Source organism: Neorhizobium sp. P12A (assembly GCF_008365395.1).
Lineage (GTDB): Bacteria > Pseudomonadota > Alphaproteobacteria > Rhizobiales > Rhizobiaceae > Rhizobium.
Map to the genome: position 1 here is coordinate 368,090 of NZ_QOVX01000005.1, position 21,122 is coordinate 389,211.

Below are 21,122 nucleotides of genomic sequence, written 5' to 3' on the forward strand. Positions count from 1 at the left end.
CTGCATCATTCCGGCGGTGCGCATTCTCCTGCATGCATGAAGATGCCGTGGCCCATGCCAGCTCACGCCGACAGGCTGATGGGCGTATTTATCTGAATTTAGTTCCCGGCTGTTCCCGGCAGGGCCGCAGCTAGGAGGCGCTGTCCTTGCCGTGGACCGATTCGGCGAGACGGGTTTCGAGGATTGCCAGGAAGGCGCGCAATTTCTTCGGCACGAACCGGCTGCGCGGATAAAATGCCTTGATAACGCGGTGAGAAACGATCTCGCCGGCGAAAAGCGAGATCAGGGAGCCGGAACGCAGTTCGTTCATGACGCTGTAAAACGGCAGGCGGGCGACACCCGAGCCGCGAATTGCGGCAAGGAGAATGGTGCTTTCCAAATTGGAGTGGAACGTTCCCTCCACACGGACCGCGATCTCTTCACCATCGATTCGTGCAGCCCAATGACGCGGGTTAGGCTTCTGTGTCGTGTGGATCAGACAATTGTGCTGTGCCAGATCCCGAAAGTCTTCCGGCCGCGGGTGCCTTTCGAGATAGGCTGGCGCGGCGCAGATGACATAGGGGGCCGGTCCCAGCTTGCGCTCGAACAGGCCGCTGTGGAAGGATTCGTCATCATCGAAATTTCGGCTGCCGACCACGACGTCGACACCACGCTCCATCAGGCTGGCGGAATTGGCGCTGATGGTCAGGTCGACCGTGACTGAAGGATATTCCGCGATGAAATCGACGATCGCCGGGCTGACCAGAGCCTGCCCGACGCCGGGTGTGCTATGCACGCGCAATGTGCCGGCGAGATCGTCGCTCAGCCCGACGGCGTCGGCTTTGGCGGCTTCCAATTCCTCCAGGATACGCACGCAATGGTCGAAAAAGACGCTACCTGCGTCTGTCAGAAAGACATGATGGGTAGAGCGGTGCAGCAGTGTCAGGCTGAGCGCGTTTTCGAGCTGGGTGATGTGCTTGCTCATGTAGGACGGCGACTTGCCGAACAGCTTGGCCGCAGTCGTGAAGCTGCCGTGCTGCACCACTCGCGAAAAGATCACGATGTCGTTGAGATCGAGCCCGTCAAAACTCGATCGTGTAATGTTGGGAGCCTGAGTCATCACCATCGTCATCGCATAACCCGGCCCCTCCTGTAAATTGTCAAGCTAAGATGGGGCTAGTCGGAATAACGATGCGGCTCCACTTCTACGCGGCTCAGTATTGGTTGGGGATTTGACTTTGCCGTCAAACCATCCGCTACGGTCTGACACCCCTTTAAATTTCGTCAAGACCATTTTGCTGAACGCGATATTGCGTCCGGCGGCCGCAGCATCACAAATTCGTGACGCAGGAGGAGGGGTAGGGAAGGCCGGTTTGAGGCAGGCTTCCTGTATCCCGTTTTTAGGGGATAATCATGACATTAAGACGACTTCTATTGAGCGCGGCTGCGTATGGCGTGGCTGCTTCCGGGGCCTTTGCGGCTGACGCGATCGTCGCAGCATCGCCGGAACCGCTCGAATATGTCCGCATTTGTGATGCGTTCGGCAAAGGCTATTTCTTCATTCCGGGCACGGACACCTGTCTGAATATCGGCGGTCGTGCCCGAAGCGAAGGAGAGTGGAAGGATGCCTATAATCCCGATAGCCGTATTGGAACATTCTGGCATACGCGCGCCGAACTTTACTTCAATACCGCGACGGACACCGAATATGGTGCCTTGAAGACCAATACCGAGCTTCGCTGGGATACCCAGGGGGACGGCAGCGTCAAGATGAAGCTGCGCGCGGCCAATATCAGCCTCGGTGGCTTCCTGGTCGGCAAGCTGGATTCGCAATACAATCTCTACACGGGCTTCGCCGGCAACGTCATTAACGATGACGTCGTCTATGACGGCCCGAAAGAGCTGAACCAGATGACCTACAGGTTTGATGCCAACGGTTTCTCGGCGGTGATCTCGCTCGAGGATTCCAATAGCTCCGCCGACAGTGATTCTTTTGATGGAGCGTGGCAGACGGGTAAAGAGAATCACTACGCCCCGGATGTCGTCGCCGGCGCAGGCTATAAGAGTGGCGCATGGAGCCTCAAGGTGGTCGGCGGCTACGATTCGATCGTAGAGGAAGGCGCGATCAAGGCGCGCGTCGATGCCGACTTCGATGATTTCCAGGCGTTCGTCATGGGCGGCTGGAATACGGATGGCGACAAGATGAACAAGTATGCCGCCACCTATCTTGATCCCTCCGCATGCCCCAACAACGGTGCCGATTGCGGCTGGGGCGACTGGGCTCTGTGGTCGGGCTTCAGCTATCAGCTGACGCCGAAGCTGCAGACCAACTGGCAGGTGGCGTACACCGACTCGAAGATCTTCGCCGCCACGGCTGACCTTGCCTTCCGTCCCGTCAAGGCTCTGACGATCGAACCGGAAATCAGCTACACCCGCTGGGAAGACGCCGACGCCGATACATGGGCCGGCATATTGCGGTTTGACCGCAAGTTCTAAGGCAAGACAAAGCAATCCCTCATGTCGATACCAAGCCCTCGTCTTGCGACTGTCGCCGGACGGGATCGCATTGATGAACACTATATCCCGCGGATCGCTGATCGGCGGGATATGCAAATCGTCCGGAACGGCTCGCTCAGCGAGGCGATGTTTCGGATGGATCGATCAAGACTGTTTTGCCGAACGCGAGGTTGCGTGGCGGCAGGGCAAGGCGGCAAATTTGCCTGGTGGCAAGCGTGGCTGGATCGGAGGAGAGCGAGTTTCCAGGCGCCGCTTTGATAGCATTATGGGATGGAGCATAAGATAGTGCCTGCTTATCTGGATCACGCGACGATCTCGGCCTATTTCGAAGTGGTCATGATCAACCTCCTGTTGTCGGGAGACAACGTCATCGTCATCGGAATGGCGGCAGCGGGCCTGGCTGCGGACGTGCGCGGCAAGGCAATTGCGATCGGCATCGCAGCTGCAGCGGTTATCCGCATTTTGTTTGCCGTTATCGCGGCAAAGCTGCTGATGGTGACAGGCATCACACTTGTCGGCGGGATCATGCTCCTCTGGATTTGCTGGACGATGCTCCGCGAATTGGTCGGCGAGGAAGAGGTCGAAATCCACGCCGACGGTTCGGCAGGCGTTCGGCACGCCGCCGGCCATCCCAAGCGCTTTCAGCAGGCGATAGGCCAGATCATTTTTGCCGATGTGTCGATGTCGCTGGACAACGTGCTGGCCGTCGCCGGCGCGGCCAAGGAAAACATGAATGCGCTGGTCTTCGGCCTTGTCCTGTCAGTGGTGCTGATGGGAGCCGCATCCTCGCTCGTGGCGAAATTGCTCAACCGTTTCAAATGGATCGGCTGGATCGGCCTTGCGATCATCGTTTACGTGGCGCTCGACATGGTGGTGAATGGCAGCGAGCAGTTGATGGCGGCGTATCATATCGCCGGCGCCTGATTGCCGGGAGACGGCTGTGAATTTCCAGGCGGATGACGTGGAGGAACATGATTCGCCGATTGCGAGTGACGGGAGGAATGATCATGACCGAGTATAATCATATGAATGCTTCCATTCCGGCTCCGGCAGGGCCGGGTGATGGCGGATCGACCGTTAGGGTCGGCGAAAGCCTCATCATCAAAATATGGCGCTCCCTCAATCCGTGGTGGTCGGTGCCGGAGAGCTACTGGCCGTTTTGACGGGGTTCTCGTCCGTCAAGGCCGGACAGGCCAAGGCGGGACGAAGCATGAATTTCGTACGACACGTCGGAACCGTTCTGTAAGCCGCGGAGAACATTTCCAGACTCGCACTCCGCGTTCCCGCACAAGGCGGGATGTTTCGCCCCTGCGGGCAGCTGAGGCAACCGGCTCTATAATCCCTCAACTTCCATCAGGCCGGCTTCGGCTCTTTTGCGCGGCCTGCGAGCACGTCGCCTGCACCTGTCGGCAATTGGAAGAAGGAGAGGCAGGAGGAGGCGGAAACCAGGGCCACAATCAGGAATGAAATCAAAAAGGCATGGTTCGTCAAAGCCGTGGACGTCGGAGAAAAGAATTGCAGCAGTGAGGCAGCCGTTGCCACTCCGACACTCTGAGAAATGCGTTGCGCCATTTGCGATAGGGTCGTCGCGTGGCTCATTTCCGTTTCGCTGACCTCGGCAAAAGCCAGGGTGTTGATGCTGGTGAATTCCAGCGCGCGAAAGACACCGCCCAGCATGATGACGACCACCATGATAGCCGGCGCGGTGCTGGACGTGAAACTGCCGCAGAGAGCCATGGAAAGGCTGGAAATGAGTGCGTTCCAGAACAGGATCCTGCGAAATCCGAAACGGCGCAGAATGCGCTTCGTCACGGTTCTCATGCCGAATGCGCCGATCGATGACACGAAGGTGATCGCCCCTGATTGCAGCGGCGAATAGCCGAAGACTTCCTGCATCAATAGCGGCAGCATGAAGGGCAATGCGCCAAAGCCGAGCCGAAACAGGGATCCGCCGAGCAGGCTGGTGCGGAATGTCGCATGCCTGAAGAGCTTGAGATCGAGGATGGGATCCGGCCGGCGACGGGCGTGAAGGATATAGAAACCGAGGATCGCTACTCCTATGCCGGCAAGCAGCATCGCGCTGCTGCTAAGCCCGTGCGATGCGGAATCAAGACCGGAGATGAGCGCACCGATGCCCAGGGCCGAAAGCACGAAACCGGGCATATCGAAGCGCGGCCGTTCAACCGGCGGAATTTCCTTGATGAAGAGAAGTGTCAGGATGATGCCGATGATGCCGACCGGCAGGTTGATCCAGAAGATCCAGCGCCAGGAACTGACACTGGTGATGAAGCCGCCGAGCAGCGGGCCAACCGTCGGACCGACGACCGCCGGCATGCTCATCATGACCATGGCCGAAACGAGCTCCGCCTTGGGGACCGAGCGCACGAGGATCAGGCGCGCAGTCGGCAGCATCAAGGCGCCGCCAAAGCCCCGAAGGAGGCGGGCAAGCACTAGCATGGTGAGGCTCGTCGAGGCCGCGCAGAACAGCGAGGCAAGCGTGAAAATCCCGATCGCTGAGCAGAAGACCCGGCGCGCACCGAAGCGATCCGCAAGCCAACCACTGATAGGCAGGAAGATGCCGAGCGATAGAAGATAGATCGTGATCGTGGAATGGAGATTGACCGGCGGCACCCCGAGAGCATTTGCCATCGATGGCAGCGCTGTCGCGACGGCGGTGGAATCGATCTGCTGCATGATGAGTGCGCAGGCAACGATCAGGGGGACGCTTTTTTCCAATTTCATTTTGTTTTCAGGACTGCAGGACTTGCGTCTATACAATAGCTGGAAGGCGACCCTGGATAGAAATATCCGTGCGCCTGATGAGCGATAGATAAGGTGATGCCATGGGCGCAATCGACCACGGAGCCTCGCTATCTACAGACAGAACAGGGCTGACTGCAATACGCTGGTTTTTGGCCAAAGGCAGAATGGCGCTTCGCCGGACAAATGGCGCCCAGGATAGGGAGCCGGCTATAAGTTTATTCCATCGGGAGGAAGGCAAATGAAGACTATCAATCTGAAAATAGGCGGTTCCGAAAGGCCGGCGACCGATGGTCGCACCTTTGAACGTCTCAATCCAATCGACGGCAAAACGGCGTCTGTAGCGGCAGCAGCGACGGTCGCCGATGCGCTTGCCTCGGCCGACGCTGCAGCGGCAGCGTTTCAGGCCTGGTCGGCACTTGGCCCGAATGCGCGTCGTGCAATTCTGCTTAAGGCAGCCGATGCGGTTATGGCGAAGGGCGATGAATTCGTCGAGGCAATGGCGACCGAAATCGGCGCGACAGTGCCTTGGGCGCGGTTTAACGTCGGTCTGGCTTCCTCCATGCTGAGGGAGGCAGCGTCGCTGACGACACAGATCACCGGACAGGTCATCCCCTCGGACAAGCCGGGCTGCCTTTCCATGGCCTTGAGAGAGCCGGCGGGCGTCTGCCTGGGCATCGCGCCGTGGAACGCACCAGTCATACTGGGTGTAAGGGCGTTGGCAACGCCGCTGGCATGCGGCAACACCGTTATATTCAAGGCTTCGGAAATCTGCCCGCGTACGCATTCGCTGATTGTCGACGCGGTGGAAGAAGGCGGAGTTCCTGCAGGCGTGGTCAGCTTCATCACCAACGCGCCGGAAGATGCAGCCGAGATCGTGGGCGCTCTGATCGACCATCCCGAGGTTCGGCGCATTAATTTTACCGGCTCGACCAAGGTTGGACGGATTATCGCGGAACGTGCGGCAAGAAACCTGAAGCCGGTCCTGCTCGAGCTTGGCGGCAAGGCTCCGCTGCTGGTGCTGAGGGATGCCGATATCGACGAGGCGGTCAAGGCTGCAATCTTCGGCGCCTTCTTCAACCAGGGCCAGATCTGCATGTCGACCGAGCGCATCATCGTTGTCCCCGAAATTGCGGAGGAGTTCGTTTCGAAATTCGTGGAGCGCGCGAAAGTCCTTACCGCAGGCAATCCAATCGAGGGAAAAGCGCCGCTTGGCGCCGTTGTCGATGTGAGCACGGTTCGAAAGGTGGAGGCGTTGATCGCGGATGCATCCTTGAAGGGAGCAACGGTAACTAGCGCCGGTTTGACGGAAGGGGTCTTGATGCCCGCGCAGGTCGCCGATCGGGTTACCCGGGAGATGCGTCTCTATTCGGAAGAAAGCTTTGGGCCGGTGGTTGCCATCGTCCGGGCAAAGGACGAAGAGGATGCTATACGCCTTGCCAATGATAGCGAATATGGGCTTACGGCCGCAGTCTTCAGCCGCGATACGGCGCGGGCGATAGCGGTGGCGCGGCGCATTAGGTCAGGCATCTGCCACATCAACGGCGCGACGGTACATGACGAAGCGCAGATGCCTTTCGGCGGCACCAAGGCGTCAGGATACGGTCGCTTCGGCGGCACGGCGGGAATTGCTGAATTCACCGATCTGCGATGGATCACAATGGAGACCATGCCGGGACAGTTTCCGCTTTAATTCCCCGAGGCTTCGACTGAAGGCGATGTTGAGATCGCCTTCAGTTGTCGTTCGGCCGGATCGCAGGGCAGCGGACGCCATCGACCCCGAGCAGGCACTCGCGTCAGATCCTGTCCGACGCGAGATCGCCAACATTATGCGGCATTGCCGATATGATTATAGTTCCCGGAATAAGCCTCGCGGCGCCCGCGCGTATCTTGCGCGACATTTCCGCTCCGCGACCGTCCTGTGGACATGCTGGAGCTTGGCTTCATCTTGAAGCGATCGATGAGATCCTTCAGATGCGCGGCCTCTGCCGCCAGGGTCGCACTTGCGGCATTGGTCTCTTCCACCATTGCTGCATTCTGCTGCGTGACCTGGTCCATCTGATTAACCGCGGTATTCACTTCGGAGAGGCCGGTCGACTGCTCCCGCGACGAGGTCGCGATCGCATCCATATGCTGGTTGATGGTAACGATCAGGCTTTCGATTGCCCTCAGCGCATCACCCGTATCTCTTACGAGCTTTACGCCGCCCTGAACTTCTACCGAGGACTTGCCGATCAGATCCTTGATCTCCTTGGCGGCCTGTGCAGACCGCTGCGCCAGTTCGCGAACCTCCTGGGCGACGACCGCGAAGCCCTTGCCTGCCTCGCCGGCACGTGCCGCCTCGACGCCGGCATTGAGGGCCAGCAGGTTCGTCTGGAAGGCGATTTCGTCGATCACACCAATGATGTTGGAGATCTGGTTGGAAGATTGTTCGATCTTGTGCATTGCCTCGACCGCAGCGGCGACGACGGCACCCGACTGGGCGGCGCTATGGTTGGCCTGCAGAGCGATCTGGCGCGCCTCTTCAGCACGCTGCGAGGAGTTCGAAACATTGACGGTAATCTGGTCGAGAGCCGCCGCAGTTTCCTCGAGAGATGCCGCCTGATGTTCAGTCCGCTTGGAAAGATCGTCGGCTCCCTGCCCGATTTCCCGGGTGCCGCTGCCGATCGTCGCCGCAGCATTTGCGACGGCGCCAAGTGTCGCGTCCAGCTGAGATACGGCATTGTTGAGATCGTGGCGAAGTGTTTCAAAGTCCGGCGCGAAGGGCTCTGACAGCTCAAAGCTAAGATCGCCCGCTGCAAGAAGGCGCAGACCTGATGCAAGGCCAGCCGTCGCTTCCGTGAGGCGTGCCTGCGCCGATGCTTCGGCTTCGGCGGTCACCCGTATGCGCTCGTTTTCGGCCTCGATACGATTTGCCTCGGCCTCTGCCTCCAACCGCTTGTTGGAAATTGCGGCCTGGCGAAATACTTCGACGGCTCTTGCCATTCCGCCAATCTCGTCGGCTCGATCGGCTCCGGCGATCGTCGATGCGGTATCGCCGGACGCGAGATTGAGCATTGCCTTGGTCATTCTGCCGATGGGATTGGCGATACCCGTGATGCCGAAGATCGAAGCGCCGCAGATGAGGAGGGCGCTCACACCGAGGATCGACCAAAGCAGCAGGATTGCGTTGTCATATTGGGCGCGGCTTTCAACCAGGGCTGCGTCCGCGCCATCCTGGTTGAGCTTCGTGATGTTGTCGATGTCCTTCGCCAAAGCATCCGCGATCGGTCCGAGGTTGGTTTTGAACTCGATGGTCGCTTCATCACGCTTGCCGGCTTTTGCCATCGAAACGATCTTCTGGCCTTCCGCGGTATAGGCGTCAATGGATTTTACTACCCCATCAAAGGCCTTTTGCTCATCCGGCGAATTCACCAGCTTCTTGTAGTCATCGGCGGATTGGCGAAGCGCGGCTTCTTTGTCGGTAATCTTCTTGATGAACACGGCCGTGTCTTCGGGCGAGCTGGCCGGAATAATATCGAGATAGGATCCTCGCAGCGAATATCGCGCGATCTGGATGTCTTTTGCCTTCGATATGCTGGGCTGATAATCGGTTGCGAATTCTTCCGTATTGCCGGCCAGCGTCGTCAGCGCGGTCAAGGAAAAATATGCGATTGCGCCGAACAGGATGGCGAAGACCGAGAATATGGCAATCAGTGCGGATTTGATATTTGGCCGTTTCATTTGAAGTCCCAAAAATTTACGGCGGCCGGCATGACGACGCCACCGAGTAAATGGAAATTTTTTGCTTGATTCATTCAGCGGTGCGCGTTCGTCGTGATGACGGATTTAATGAGAATTAAAGCAAAATTTCTAAGGTCTCGTTAATATCGAAGGCGAGAAATTCTGTTCTATTTTCGCGAATGCGCTCGCTACATTAGTATATGTAGAAGAATCTGGGGGAATTGATCTTATTTTTTAATATATCCACCAGGTATGCTCAAGATCTTCTAGATATATTGAAATGACTAGCCGGACCTGTTTCGTCAGGTCGGCTTCAGGCCGAGGCGGCCAGCTTTCTCAAGCGTGAGAAATATGTGACAAAAGGGTCATTTTGTCCAGCGGATTTTTTGGTTTATCTCATAATGTAAGATTTTTGCATGCGTTGGCATGCCGCCGACCGCGCTGCACGGCTGGCGGTGCAAGAGCCGGCATCGTGGATCAATGCCGGCTCTTCCTCGGTTCGTTTGCGGCCAGTCAGTGAAGATCGCCAAGACCGAACAGCGTTGCGGCGTTGCGGAAGCAGATTTTTTCCATATCGCCTTGCGACAGGTCGAGGCCATTGAGGATCTTCAGCGTATCGCGGATATAGCCGGGGCCTTTTTCCGGATCGAACGGCGAATCCGAGGCAAAGAGCACGCGATCGGCGCCGTAGAATTCAAGTCCGCAAAGCGTGGCGGCGCGAGAACCGAAGACGGCTGTATCGGCGTAAAAATCCTTGAAATAGTCGAGCGGGCGCTTCTTGAGGCTCTTCAGCACCAGTGTCAGATCCTCGTCGGAGGTGCGCTTGCCGAGCTGATCCCATCCGGGCCCGACGCGTCCCTCGAAGAACGGAACCATGGCGCCCATGTGGTGGGCGACGATCTTGAGGTCGGGCAGTCGGTCCATGAAGCCGGAAAAGACGAGGCGGGCCATCGCGGCGCTCGTCTCGTATGGCCAGCCGAAGGTCCACCAGATCTCGTACTTGGATTTGGTCTCTGTCAAATAGTCGGGCATGTTGGCGCCGCGCGACGGGTGCAGCAACATAGGCTTGCGATGCTTGGCGGCGACTTCGAATATCTGGAAGAAGCGTTCCTCGTCGAGCGGCGCGCCGTTGATGTTGCTATGGATTTGCAGCCCGTTGGCGCCCAGCTCGGTAAAGGCGCGCTCGGCCTCGCGTGCGGCTGCCTCCGGTGCATTCATCGGCAAGGCTGCGACGAAACCCGCGAAGCGATCCGGATGGTCGCGCACGAGCTCGGCAAGGCCGTCATTGCCGAGGCGGGCAAGCTCGGTGGACACTTCGCCTGTGCCCATGGCCTCAAGCGGCGGCATGCCCAGCGAGAGAATCTGGCGGTAATTGGCAAATTCGTCCATGACACGGAAGCGTGTCTCGAGGTCGAAAATGCAGGGAATGCCCTGCATACGCTTGCCGATATCCTTGCCGGCGCCGTCCAGCCGCTGGATGCGCTCCCAAAGCGCTTTCGGGAAAAAGTGATTGAATGCGTCGATATATTGCATGGCAATTCCTCCTGAAGTTCCGGGGCAGACTAGGAGGCGGCGAGCTGGTGGGCCAATACGGTTTACTTAGCTGAGCTATAAGCCTAGCTTATATCGAAAATCACGCGGTATGCCATGAACCTTCGCCAACTTCGCTATTTCATCACCGTCGCCCGCCTGGGCAGCCTGAGTGCCGCTGCCCGTATTCTCAACGTTTCACAGCCGGCACTTGGCTATCAACTCAAGGCTTTGGAGGGGGAGATGGAGGTGGTGCTCCTCCACCGCCATTCTAGGGGCGTGCGGATGACGGATGCCGGCCGGGTGTTATTCGAGAGCGGAATGAAGGCGCTGGAGGCCTTCTCGGAGGCAGAGCGTTCGCTGGCGCCTTTCGGCCGGTCGGCGGGTCGCCGACTGTTGCTCGGCGTGGCGCCGACGCCCGGGCGGGCATTGCTGCCCGATCTGTTGCCGCTTGCCGCCGGGGCCGGCCTGCAGATCGTCGCACGGCAGGGCATGAGCGATGAATTGAGCCAGGGGCTCCTGCAGGGGGATCTCGACGCGGTGCTCTGTTACAACGTGCCCGGCCTTGCGCAAGTCGATATCAAGCCACTCTACAAGGAAGACCTTTATCTGGTGGGCGAGCCTTCCGTCTTCGATGGCGCGGAGGAACCGGTGCCCTTCGACAGATTGGCGACACTGCCGCTCGTCCTGGATGGGAAAGTGCGGTCCATACGGCGCCTGATCGACGAGGTTGCGGCGACGCGCAAGACGCGCCTGGACCTGATCGAGGTCGAGCCGGCCAACGTCAAGCGCGAGATCATCATGCATCATGGGCGCTGTACCATCGTTCCCTACGGGCTTTTTCTCGATGAAATTAGAGAGGGGCGGGTGGCTGCGCGACGAATCGTGGAGCCGGCGCTGGAGCGCGTTGTCATTCTCGGTGTCCGCCAGGATATCGCGGCCAAGGCAGCGTCGATGCTGCAGGCGCTGATGCAGCCGATTGTTGCGCGGATTCTGGACGGCGGCGCATTGCGGTGGTCCGCCCTCGACGGCGCGACAGACAAGGAGCATTCTTAAATTTATCCCACAATATAAGATTCATTATTGACGCGAAAATCTCGGCGACTGTACAAAGGCTCATCGAAGCTGCGGTTCGGCGAGTGCAGCCGTGCGGGGCGGTTTTGCGGATAGCTGAGTATGGGGATAATGATGAATCCAGATGTGCTTATCGTGGGCGCAGGCCCCGTCGGACTTACGCTGGCAATAGATCTCGGCCAGCGTGGCGTGAACTGCATGCTGATCGAGCAAAAGCCCGGACCGCAGTTCCTTCCCAAGATGGAGCGCTGTAACGCGCGCACGATGGAGATCTTCCGTCGCATGGGCTTGTCGAGGAAAATCCGTGCTGCCGGGCTGGATGCCGATGTGCCGATGGATGTCTACGTCGTGCTTTCGATGAACGAGCCCCCGCTCCTGCATTTGCCCTATCCTTCGGTCAACGAGGCGCTTGCTGAGATCGACAGGGTCAACGACGGAACCCAACCGTTGGAACCTTATCAACTGATTTCGCAATATACGTTGGAACCGCTTCTTAAGTCGGTGGCGGAGGAATTGCCGAGCGTCACCGTCCGCTACGGCTGCGAATTCCTGTCGCTGGCGCAGGACGGAAACGGGGTGACCGCCAAGATCGTCGATGCCGACGGACAGTTACAGGAAATTCGCGCGAAATATCTTGTCGGCTGCGACGGCGGCGCAAGCCCGGTGCGCAAGCAGCTCGGCATCAAGCTTCGCGGGGAGGGCAATCTGCTGCAATTGCGCCAGGCCCTCTATTACAGCCCCGATCTCTACGACAAGATCCCGATCGGTCCCGGCGCGGGCAGGGGGCGACACTATCACGTCGCCGATGGGCAGGCGACGTTCCTCATCATGCAGGATTCGACAAAGCACTGGACGCTGCATGCCGTCGTGGAAAAGGACGAGGACATGGCGGCCCAGTTCGAAAAGGCCGTCGGCGTGCCTGTCGATTACGAGATGCTCTATGTCGGCCAATGGAAGCAGAACCTGCTGCTTGCCGACAGCTATGGCACCGGCCGCGTGTTTCTCGCGGGCGATTCCGCCCATCTCGTCATACCGACGGGTGGTCTCGGCATGAATACGGGCGTCGGCGACGCGGTCGATCTCGGCTGGAAACTGGCGGCCACCCTACAGGGCTGGGGCGGGCCGAACCTGTTGCGCTCGTACGAGATCGAGCGCCGACAGATCGGCGATCGCAATGTCGGCGCTTCGCGCTATGCCTCGCTCGGCCGGCGCAAGTGGCGCTCGCAATATCGGCCCGATATCACCGAGGATACGCCCGAAGGCCAGGCGACACGCGACAATCTTGCCCGCATTGCCGATATCGAGCAACGCAAGACCAACGAGATGATCGGCGCCGAACTCGGCTATCGCTACGTGGGTTCACCCGTCATCTGGGAGGAGCCGGGCGGACCGGAGCATCTCTTCCGCGACTATGTGCCGACCACATGGCCCGGCGCGCGCCTGCCGCATGTGTGGCTTGCTCCCGGCGAGCCGGTCCAGGACAGGATCAAATCCGGCTATATGCTGCTGCGGCTCGGCAATACACAGGCCGATACATCAGGCATCGAGAAGGCCTTCCGTTCGATTGGCGCACCGTTTGATGTCCTCGATATTGTCTCCGAACAGGCCCGCCAGGTCTACAGCCATGACCTTCTGCTTCTGCGGCCCGACATGCATGTCGTCTGGCGCGGTAACCAGGCACCGGAAGATGCCGCCGCAATTGCCGCGGTCGCTACGGGCCACTGAGCCTGCGCCAGGTTGGTCCACGACGGGGCCTCCGGGCGTTGCGGTCGTCGGAATCGTCAAACGGATGCGCGGATCACAGGTGATCGGTGGAATGCGCATCTGATCGCCGGATAATTCGCCATGCCCGTAGCCGCAGCTGCTGGAGCTGATACCGCGAAAAACTTAGGGCTTGCTAAATCCTATTATCTTGGACAGGCAATCCGCGTAGCCATAGGTTTCCTCAACTCGCAGCCCGATGCTCGACATCGGACAGCAGCCATATTCCGCTTGCGGTGTGAGGCGCGAGCGGAATTCGTCTCAGGAGGAGGAGACTTGTGAGGAACCCATTGGTGGCTGCACCAGCAGCCGCGCCCGCCATACCCACATCGTCAGTACAGCCGCTGCCTTCTTCGCAAGTCGGGAAGTGGTTGGCTGGGCCGAAGTGGCCGTACCACCGGCTTTATCGGGAATGGAAACCTCGCGTCCTGCCTTTTGATCATCCGCACAACCATCAACGTCGCCACGGCCATGATGGCCGTTGTCGCGATCGTGGCCGCGACCGTTCGTACGACTATGCGCATGCGAACGGCGCGCAGGCCACACGGCAATCCGGCACTCGGCGACAGGCATCGATAGCCGTCGCCTTGGAGGAGCCGGCCAAAAGACATGTACCAGGAGGAAGTGAATGACGGTGCAACAGGAATATGCAGAGGAGACGGTTCCGCTGAACGGTCCACGCTTCGACGCTAAATGGATCGTCATCGGTATTGTCGTCGCTGTTATCGCGTGGCTCGCGCTTGTGCCGCTCGTCTTTCTCATCTGGCAGAGCTTTTTCACGCCGGGCACCGCGACCTCGCCTGCCGTTGCCACTTTTGGCAATTATGTGGAGGCCTATTCCAATCCTGAGACGTTCCGCCTCTTCGTCAATTCGTTGATCTTCGCCTCGGGCACGGCCACGCTGTCGCTGGTTGTCGGCGGCTTCTTCGCCTGGCTGAACGAGCGGACGAATACGCCGTTCAAGATGCTGTTCTACGCCGCCTCGATCGTGCCGCTGGTCATCCCGAGCATCCTCTTCACCGTTGCCTGGATCATGCTGGCAAGCCCGAAGATCGGCATTTTCAACCTGCTCGCCCGCAGCATGTTCGGCATCAAGGAGCCGATCCTCAACATCTATTCGATGAGCGGGATGATCTGGGTGGACGGGCTGCATTATTCGCCGATCGCCTTCCTGCTGATGTCGGCGGCGTTTCGTGCCATGGACCCGTCGCTTGAGGAATCCGCAATGATGAGCGGCGCCTCCATTCGCCAGATCGCGATGCGCATCACCTTCAGGCTGGCCTGGCCGGCGGTTCTCGGCTCCTTCCTGATCCTTTTCGTGCGGTCGCTCGAGTCCTTCGAGGCGCCGGCGCTGCTCGGACTTCCCGTTGGCATCCAGGTCTTCACCTCGTCGATCTACAAGGCGATCCACGAATATCCGAGCAATGTCGGGCTGGCTTCCGCTTACGCGATTACGCTTCTCGCCATCGCCTCTATCGGCATCTACTTCCAATCCCGCCTGAGCGCCCGGGGCAGTCGCTACTCCACCGTTACGGGCAAGGGTTTTCGGCCGCGCCCGATGGATCTCGGCGCGTGGCGGGTTCCCGCTGGCTGCGTGCTCGTCTTCTATATGCTCCTGGTCGTGGTGTTGCCCTTCCTCGTATTGCTGTGGTCGTCGCTGCAGAAATATTACAGCGTGCCCAGCTGGGCGGCACTGAAGAACGTCTCCTTCGCCGCCTATATCAAGATGATCAACTACCCGACGGTCGATCGCGCGGTCTTCAATAGCCTGCTCCTCTCGCTGGGATCCGCCTTCATCGTCATGCTGATGACCTCGATCATCTGTTGGATCGTCGTCAGGACGAAGCTTCCAGGACGTTGGCTGCTCGACAATCTCACCTCGCTGCCGATGGTCTTCCCCGGCCTCGTCCTCGGTCTGTCGGTGATGATCTGCTACCTCTATCTCGACATCGGGATCTACGGGACGCTGTGGATCATGCTGATCGCCTACGTCACGCGCTTCATGCCCTACGGCATGCGTTACAACATGACGTCGATGCTGCAGATCCACCGCGAACTCGAGGAGTCGGCAGCGATGAGCGGAGCGGGCTGGCTCACGACCTTCTGGCGCATCCTTTTGCCGTTGCTGAAGCCCGGCTTGCTTGCCGGCTGGATCTACGTGGTCGTCGTCTCCGTACGCGAACTGTCAAGCTCGGTGCTTCTTTACAGCTCCGGCTCGGAAGTCGTGTCGATCGTCATCTGGGAGCTCTGGCAGAACGGCCAGTATGTCGAGCTTTCGGCATTCGGCGTCATGCTGATCGCCGCGCTCTTCGTCATCGTCATGATCGCCCAGCTCGTCGGCCGCCGTTTCGGGGTCAGCGAACGCTGATCTGCGCAAAGCCCCATCAGCCGTCGTCCCGGCGGCGACCGGGACGACGGCTGGCAAGGAACAGGCCGACCTCGCATACGCATGCCGCCCAATCAGGAGGAGCTCGCCGCCGGCAAAGTGGCGAGCAGAGAGAGGCGATGCGGCAGAAAGCCCGCATCTGGTGACTACACAACAAAAGGAGGACATGACCATGCATTCTACCCGGACCGACAGGCGTTCCACCCGCTACACGCTCCGCCTCGCAGCTGCAGCGCTTGTTTCGCTGGCTGCGGCAGCCCCGGCTTTCGCCCAATCCACCATAGCCGATCTTGCCAAATATGATGGCGCGGACCGGATGGAGAAGCTGATTGCCGGCGCCAAGCAAGAGGGGACGCTGACGATCTACACATCGACGCCCGTGGACGACATCAATGCGATTACCGACGCCTTCACCAAGAAGTATGGCATCAAGGTCGACGTCTGGCGCGGAAGCTCGGAAGACCTGCTGACCCGCGGCGTGACCGAAACCAAGGCCGGTCGCTACACCGCCGACGTCTACGAAACCGACGGTCCCGGATTGGAAGCACTGACACGCGAACAGATGCTGCAGCCGGTATCCAGCCCCACGTTCAAGCAGCTGATGCCGCAGGCGGTCCAGGATCACAATAACTGGGTGGGCACGCGCCTCAACGTCATGACCTCGGCCTACAACACCAATCTCGTGGACGCCTCTTCCGTTCCCAAGACGTGGACGGATTTCCTCGATCCGCAATGGAAGGGCAAGCTCGGCGTCGAGGCCGAGGATTACGACTGGATGGCTGCAATCGTAAAGCGCTTCCCCTCGGAACAGGAAGGCCTTGATTTCTTCCGCAAGCTCGTCAGCACGAACGGCCTCTCCGTGCGTTCCGGCCATACGCTGCTGACCAATCTGGTCGCTTCCGGCGAAGTGCCGCTCTCGATGACGGTCTACGAATATAAGGCGCAGCAGTTGAAGGCGGATGGAGCGCCCGTCGACTGGTTCGGCATCTCGCCGATCCCTTCGCGCGTCAACGGCATCGGCGTCTCCGCCCATGCGACGCACCCGAACGCCGCGCTGCTCCTCCAGGAATTCGAAATGACCGATGCGCAGGCGATCCTCGTCAAGCGGGGCTTCACGGCAACCAACCTTACTCTGTTCCCGCTGCCGAAGGGCGTTAGCCTCGACGTCATCGATTCCAAGGTCGTTCTCGACGAAGGCAAGAAGTGGCAGGACCTCTTCGAGAAGATCGTCCTCCAGCAGCAGAAATAATGCAGCGGGCCGGAAGGGGAGGAGCATCGCCTTCCGGCCGCAAGACCATTGATGATCCACACTTTCGGGTGTGCCGGTTCCGATCCACCGGCACACGATCCGCCAGGAGAAGAAATCGCCATGCTTTCCGTCAGAGAACTCTGCACCGAATATCCCGACAAGAACGGAAACGTCGTCAAGGCCGCCCAGGACGTTGCCTTCGAAATTCCCGAAGGCAAGCTCTTCACGTTGCTCGGCCCGAGCGGTTGCGGCAAGACAACCACCCTGCGATCCATTGCCGGTTTGGAACGACCGGTCGGCGGTACGATCGCGGTCGGCAATTCGATCGTCTATTCTTCCAGTCGCAAGGTTTTCGTGACGCCCAACAAGCGCAACTTCGGAATGGTATTCCAGAGCTATGCCATCTGGCCGCATATGAGCGTCTTCGAGAACGCCGCTTTTCCGCTGCGCGTCGGGCGAAAGCGCTTCAGCAAGCTGGAGATCGACGAGAAGGTGGGTCGCGTCCTGTCGGTCGTCGCGCTCGAAAATTTTTCAGGCCGAGAGGCGACAAAGCTCTCCGGCGGCCAGCAACAGCGTCTTGCTCTCGCACGCGCGCTGATCATGGAGCCGCGATTGCTGCTGCTCGACGAACCGCTTTCCAACCTCGATGCCAAGTTGCGCGACAAGATGCGCTTCGAGCTCAAGCGGCTGCAGCGGGAACTCAGCCTCACGACGATCTATGTGACGCACGATCAGCAGGAAGCGTTGGCTCTGTCTCATCAGATCGCTCTCATGAGCAGCGGTCGGATCGTCCAGCTCGGCACGCCGCGTGAGATCTACGAGAAGCCGGCGTCGCACTTCGCGGCCGATTTTGTCGGCACGACCAATTTTGTAGACGCCACCGTGCGGGGACGCGACTCTGAGAGCGACGCTTGGGTGGTCGACAGCCAGGTCGGCACGCTCCGTGTCCTGAATAATGATGCTCTGAAAGCGGGCGACAAGATCAGCCTTTCCATCCGCCCGGAAAACGTGCGCCTGCTGGAGCATGTGGAGCGCGACGCCACCGGTCATCTGTTGCAAGGCAGCGTCGACAGCAAGCTGTTCCTCGGCGAATTTGTTGACTTCCAGATCGATCTCGGGGGTACCAAGCTTCTCTCGCGTGCTCATCCCTCGCTCCGCACGCCGATCGGCGAGAAGATCTACGTCGACATCCAGCCGGAACATTGCACGCTCGTCCGCAACTGAGGTGCTTTCCGGGGTATCACGGAAAGGCAGGAAGGAGCGGGGTCGCGCGAAACTCGTAACCCGCTTCTATTCGCGTGTCTCGGGAACGTACTTAATAAGCAGGCCGACCACGGCCACCGCGCATATCGATATGAACAGGAAGGACGCCCCGTAGTCCAACCGTGCCAACGTTACGAAAAGCATCGGGCTGAGTGTCGCGCCGCCTTGGCCGACAAAGCGCCATACCCCAAGAAATCGTCCCCTCGCTTCCGGGGGCGCGACATCGGCGCCGACGGTCTGGATTGAACCTCCCGTTAGCGCCTGCAGAATAACAGCGATAAAAAACAGGACGATATACCAATCCAGCCCCAGCCCCATCCAGGTGGATACGCCGAGTGCAGCCATGGAAAGTGCAACCCCTCCGAAACCGGGAATCATCGTCCGCAGACGGCCGTAACGATCCATCATCCACCCGGCGAGGAAGCCGATCGGCCATGCCAGCAAGGCCGCTCCGGTCGCCAAATAACCGATCTGTTGCGGACCCAGATGGTAGGCGAAGGCTGCATATAGATGCAGGAGATCGGCAAAAATAGGTCCCCTGGTCAGGCCAGCGAACAATGCGACGCCAAAGTAGGGCAGGCGGGGAAGAATAATCTCTTTCCACGAAATGCCGGTCGCAGCACTTTTCCCTGAAGGCTTCGAAATCGTTTTGCGTCCCCCGGCATCAGGGAAAAATAGGGTAGGAAGAAGTGAGACGAGCGCAAGGGCACCGAAAACAATGAAGGGTGACCGCGCGCCCCAAATGCTCGTTATCATGCCCCCCATGATGGGGCCGGCAAGCGCGCCTGTATTGTTCATGCCGAACATCCAGCTGACATGCTTGCCGCGTTCACGGGGAGCCGAACCTTGCGAAATCGCAGCCAGCCGGCCCATCAGCCACATCTGTGCTGCAAAGCCGTCCAGGAAGCGCAGGAGCAAAAGCTCCTGGAATGAGAACGCAAAGGCACAAAGAAAGGCCATGAGCGCTGTCAGCAAGGGACCAGCGATCATGATCGGCCGCCGGCCGAAGTGGTCGATGAGCCAGCCGCAGGGGAGGGTTCCGACGAGGTTGCCGAGAAGAAATGCTGTTATGATGCCACTTGCCGCGCCGAATTCGACACCGAATGATTTCGCCAGAGTGGGGATAGCCGGAACGGCGATCCCCGTACCAAGCGCCAAGACAAAGGCTGGCAGGTATGTGGAGTAGATCGCGTTTTTAGATGTGGCTTTCGGCTCGAGCTCCGGCGAACGCATGGTCGCTGAATCGCTGGAGGCGCCTGAATAACTCTCGGTCATCTGAAATTCTATTGTTGGGAAATTTGTAGATATCGAAGTTGACTACCCCGACCTAAGCCTCGGGGGCGCCTGATGTCCAGAAATTGGGTTTCCCCGCCAATCAACTTTCCGTGTTGCGCGAAGTACTCCTTGTATCTGCCCGATGGGCGCTTCGAAGCCGCCCGCGCCGCTATTCCAACCCGCCAACGCCCAGCAATCGTTCGACTGCATCGCGATCCGCCGAAAGTGCTTGCGGTGTCCCGCTCCAGGCCAGCAGCCCACGTTCGAGGATGATCACCTGATCGGCGAAATCCAACGCGCTCTGGATCCGTTGCTCGACGAGCAGGATCGTCATGTCGCCACTTTTCGCGAGTTCCACGAAGGCGGCCATCAACTCCTCGCAGATGACGGGTGCCAGCCCTTCCAGGGGTTCGTCGAGCAGCAGCACGTTCGGCCGTCCGAGAATGGTTCGCGCCGTCGAGAGCATCTGCTGCTCTCCGCCGGAGAGCTGGGTCCCGAGGTTTTTGCGCCGCTCGCGCAGCCGCGGAAACATCTCGTAAGCTTCCGTAATCGCGCTTTTCGGTCTCCCCTTCAGGCCGACGAAGAGATTTTCCTCCACTGTCAGCGTCGGAAAGATCGCCCTGTTTTGCGGGACGTAGCCGAGCCCGCCATGGGCGCGTTTTGCGCTCGCAAAGGCGGTGACGTCGGTCCCCCCGAGACGGATCGATCCGCCATAGCGCCGCGTCTGACCGGCGAGCGTCGCAAGCAGGGTCGTCTTGCCCATGCCGTTGCGTCCGAGCACGGCGAGCCGCGCGCCCGACGGCGCAGTGAAGCTGACGCCTTCCAGCACCCGCGTTGGCCCATAGCCGGCCGAGAGATTGTCGACCTCAAGCGGCATGGCCGGCATTGGCGTAGCTCCCCAGGTAGGCTTCCCGGACGCGCTGGTCGCGCGTAACGTCGGATGGTGATCCATCAAAGATGATGGCTCCTGCTGCAAGCACGATGACGCGCTTTGCGAAGCGGAAGACGAGATCCATGTCATGCTCGATCATCAGCACGGCGAGATCGGGCGGCAGATCCGCAAGCGCCCGCTCGATGCGCGCCGTATCGCTCTGCGGCACGCCGGCGGCCGGTTCGTCGAGCAGCAGCACTTTCGGCTTCAGAGCCATGGCGACGGCGATCTCGAGCAGCCTTTGCTGGCCATAGGCGATCTCGCCGACCTTGCGATGCATCAGCTCGCGAAGGCCGAGTGTGCCGAGCAATCCATCGACCTCGGCCATGACGTCGCCCATGGCCAGGAAATTGCCGAACATACGGCCCGATCGCCCGGAATGCAGCAGGATGGCGAGGCCGACATGCTCGGCCGGCGTCATGTCCTGAAACAGCCGCGTGACCTGGAAAGAGCGGACGAGCCCGCGTCGAACGCGGCCGATCGCATCGACGCGCGTTACCGTCTCCCCATTGAGGCGCACCTCACCAGAGTCGGGGCGAAGATTGCCGGTCACTAGTACCAGGCCACAGAGATTATGACTCTTTGACAGGGTAAGCTTTGCGGAGTTTTTGGCGGGCGTTTTCGGTTGTGAACATCCATTGGATCTTTGCGCCATGGGCGTTGCGTTGCTGCTC

15 protein-coding genes and 1 pseudogene are annotated in these 21,122 nt (G+C 59.5%); 9 read left to right on the forward strand and 7 right to left on the reverse strand.

The features are described 5' to 3' along the window. Nucleotides 1-130: 130 nt before the first annotated feature. Nucleotides 131-1,105 carry a LysR family transcriptional regulator gene (locus DTW90_RS17990; protein WP_188079965.1) on the reverse strand — a complete coding sequence of 325 codons (975 nt, stop codon included), beginning with the start codon at nucleotides 1,103-1,105 and terminating at the stop codon, nucleotides 131-133. A 287-nt stretch (nucleotides 1,106-1,392) separates the two neighbouring features. On the opposite strand from DTW90_RS17990, the gene DTW90_RS17995 reads away from it, so the two are divergent. The 3 genes from DTW90_RS17995 (at nucleotide 1,393) to DTW90_RS37150 (ending at nucleotide 3,659) form a co-directional block, all read left to right on the forward strand. Continuing rightward, complete coding sequence (locus tag DTW90_RS17995) at nucleotides 1,393-2,475, forward strand: porin (RefSeq protein WP_132522694.1); 1,083 nt, start codon at nucleotides 1,393-1,395, stop codon at nucleotides 2,473-2,475. Between the two features lie 306 nt (nucleotides 2,476-2,781). Further along, the gene (locus tag DTW90_RS18000; RefSeq protein WP_246664966.1) at nucleotides 2,782-3,420 is read left to right on the forward strand and encodes a YjbE family putative metal transport protein; all 639 of its coding nucleotides are present in this window, start codon (nucleotides 2,782-2,784) and stop codon (nucleotides 3,418-3,420) included. Nucleotides 3,421-3,503: 83 nt separating this feature from the next. Further along, nucleotides 3,504-3,659 (forward strand): hypothetical protein, encoded by a 156-nt coding sequence (locus DTW90_RS37150; protein WP_188079966.1) that lies wholly within the window; start codon nucleotides 3,504-3,506, stop codon nucleotides 3,657-3,659. Between the two features lie 190 nt (nucleotides 3,660-3,849). Here DTW90_RS37150 and DTW90_RS18005 read toward each other — a convergent pair whose 3' ends face one another. Continuing rightward, a complete protein-coding gene (locus DTW90_RS18005) occupies nucleotides 3,850-5,238 on the reverse strand; it encodes a DHA2 family efflux MFS transporter permease subunit (RefSeq protein WP_149339880.1) in 1,389 nt (462 codons plus the stop codon). Between the two features lie 259 nt (nucleotides 5,239-5,497). On the opposite strand from DTW90_RS18005, the gene DTW90_RS18010 reads away from it, so the two are divergent. Beyond that, nucleotides 5,498-6,949, forward strand: a complete 1,452-nt coding sequence (locus DTW90_RS18010; RefSeq protein ID WP_149339882.1) for an aldehyde dehydrogenase — start codon at nucleotides 5,498-5,500, stop codon at nucleotides 6,947-6,949. A 134-nt stretch (nucleotides 6,950-7,083) separates the two neighbouring features. Here DTW90_RS18010 and DTW90_RS18015 read toward each other — a convergent pair whose 3' ends face one another. Continuing rightward, on the reverse strand, nucleotides 7,084-8,979 hold the full coding sequence (locus DTW90_RS18015; RefSeq protein ID WP_149339884.1) for a methyl-accepting chemotaxis protein: 1,896 nt from the start codon (nucleotides 8,977-8,979) through the stop codon (nucleotides 7,084-7,086). A 513-nt stretch (nucleotides 8,980-9,492) separates the two neighbouring features. After that, nucleotides 9,493-10,512, reverse strand: a complete 1,020-nt coding sequence (locus DTW90_RS18020) for an amidohydrolase family protein (RefSeq protein ID WP_149339885.1) — start codon at nucleotides 10,510-10,512, stop codon at nucleotides 9,493-9,495. A gap of 114 nt (nucleotides 10,513-10,626) precedes the next feature. On the opposite strand from DTW90_RS18020, the gene DTW90_RS18025 reads away from it, so the two are divergent. From DTW90_RS18025 to DTW90_RS18045, 5 genes are all read left to right on the forward strand, one after another. Continuing rightward, the gene (locus DTW90_RS18025) at nucleotides 10,627-11,565 is read left to right on the forward strand and encodes a LysR family transcriptional regulator (RefSeq protein ID WP_149339887.1); all 939 of its coding nucleotides are present in this window, start codon (nucleotides 10,627-10,629) and stop codon (nucleotides 11,563-11,565) included. Nucleotides 11,566-11,697: 132 nt separating this feature from the next. Continuing rightward, nucleotides 11,698-13,308, forward strand: coding sequence for an FAD-dependent monooxygenase (locus DTW90_RS18030; protein ID WP_246664967.1), 1,611 nt, complete (start codon nucleotides 11,698-11,700; stop codon nucleotides 13,306-13,308). Nucleotides 13,309-13,972: 664 nt separating this feature from the next. Beyond that, a complete protein-coding gene (locus DTW90_RS18035; protein WP_132522686.1) occupies nucleotides 13,973-15,712 on the forward strand; it encodes an iron ABC transporter permease in 1,740 nt (579 codons plus the stop codon). Nucleotides 15,713-15,902: 190 nt separating this feature from the next. Further along, nucleotides 15,903-16,979: an extracellular solute-binding protein gene (locus DTW90_RS18040; protein WP_132522685.1), complete on the forward strand. Its 1,077-nt coding sequence runs from the start codon at nucleotides 15,903-15,905 to the stop codon at nucleotides 16,977-16,979. Between the two features lie 120 nt (nucleotides 16,980-17,099). Further along, on the forward strand, nucleotides 17,100-18,203 hold the full coding sequence (locus DTW90_RS18045) for an ABC transporter ATP-binding protein (RefSeq protein WP_149339891.1): 1,104 nt from the start codon (nucleotides 17,100-17,102) through the stop codon (nucleotides 18,201-18,203). 66 nt (nucleotides 18,204-18,269) lie between these two features. On the opposite strand, the gene DTW90_RS18050 is transcribed toward DTW90_RS18045, so the two are convergent. From DTW90_RS18050 to DTW90_RS18060, 3 genes and pseudogenes are all read right to left on the reverse strand, one after another. Further along, a complete protein-coding gene (locus tag DTW90_RS18050) occupies nucleotides 18,270-19,517 on the reverse strand; it encodes an MFS transporter (protein ID WP_149339892.1) in 1,248 nt (415 codons plus the stop codon). 169 nt (nucleotides 19,518-19,686) lie between these two features. Further along, nucleotides 19,687-20,403 (reverse strand): ABC transporter ATP-binding protein, encoded by a 717-nt coding sequence (locus DTW90_RS18055; protein ID WP_149339894.1) that lies wholly within the window; start codon nucleotides 20,401-20,403, stop codon nucleotides 19,687-19,689. Further along, a pseudogene (locus DTW90_RS18060) lies at nucleotides 20,384-21,004 on the reverse strand (ATP-binding cassette domain-containing protein); the annotation flags it as partial. The pseudogene DTW90_RS18060 and the gene DTW90_RS18055, both read right to left, overlap by 20 nt. Between the last annotated feature and the right edge of the window lie 118 nt (nucleotides 21,005-21,122).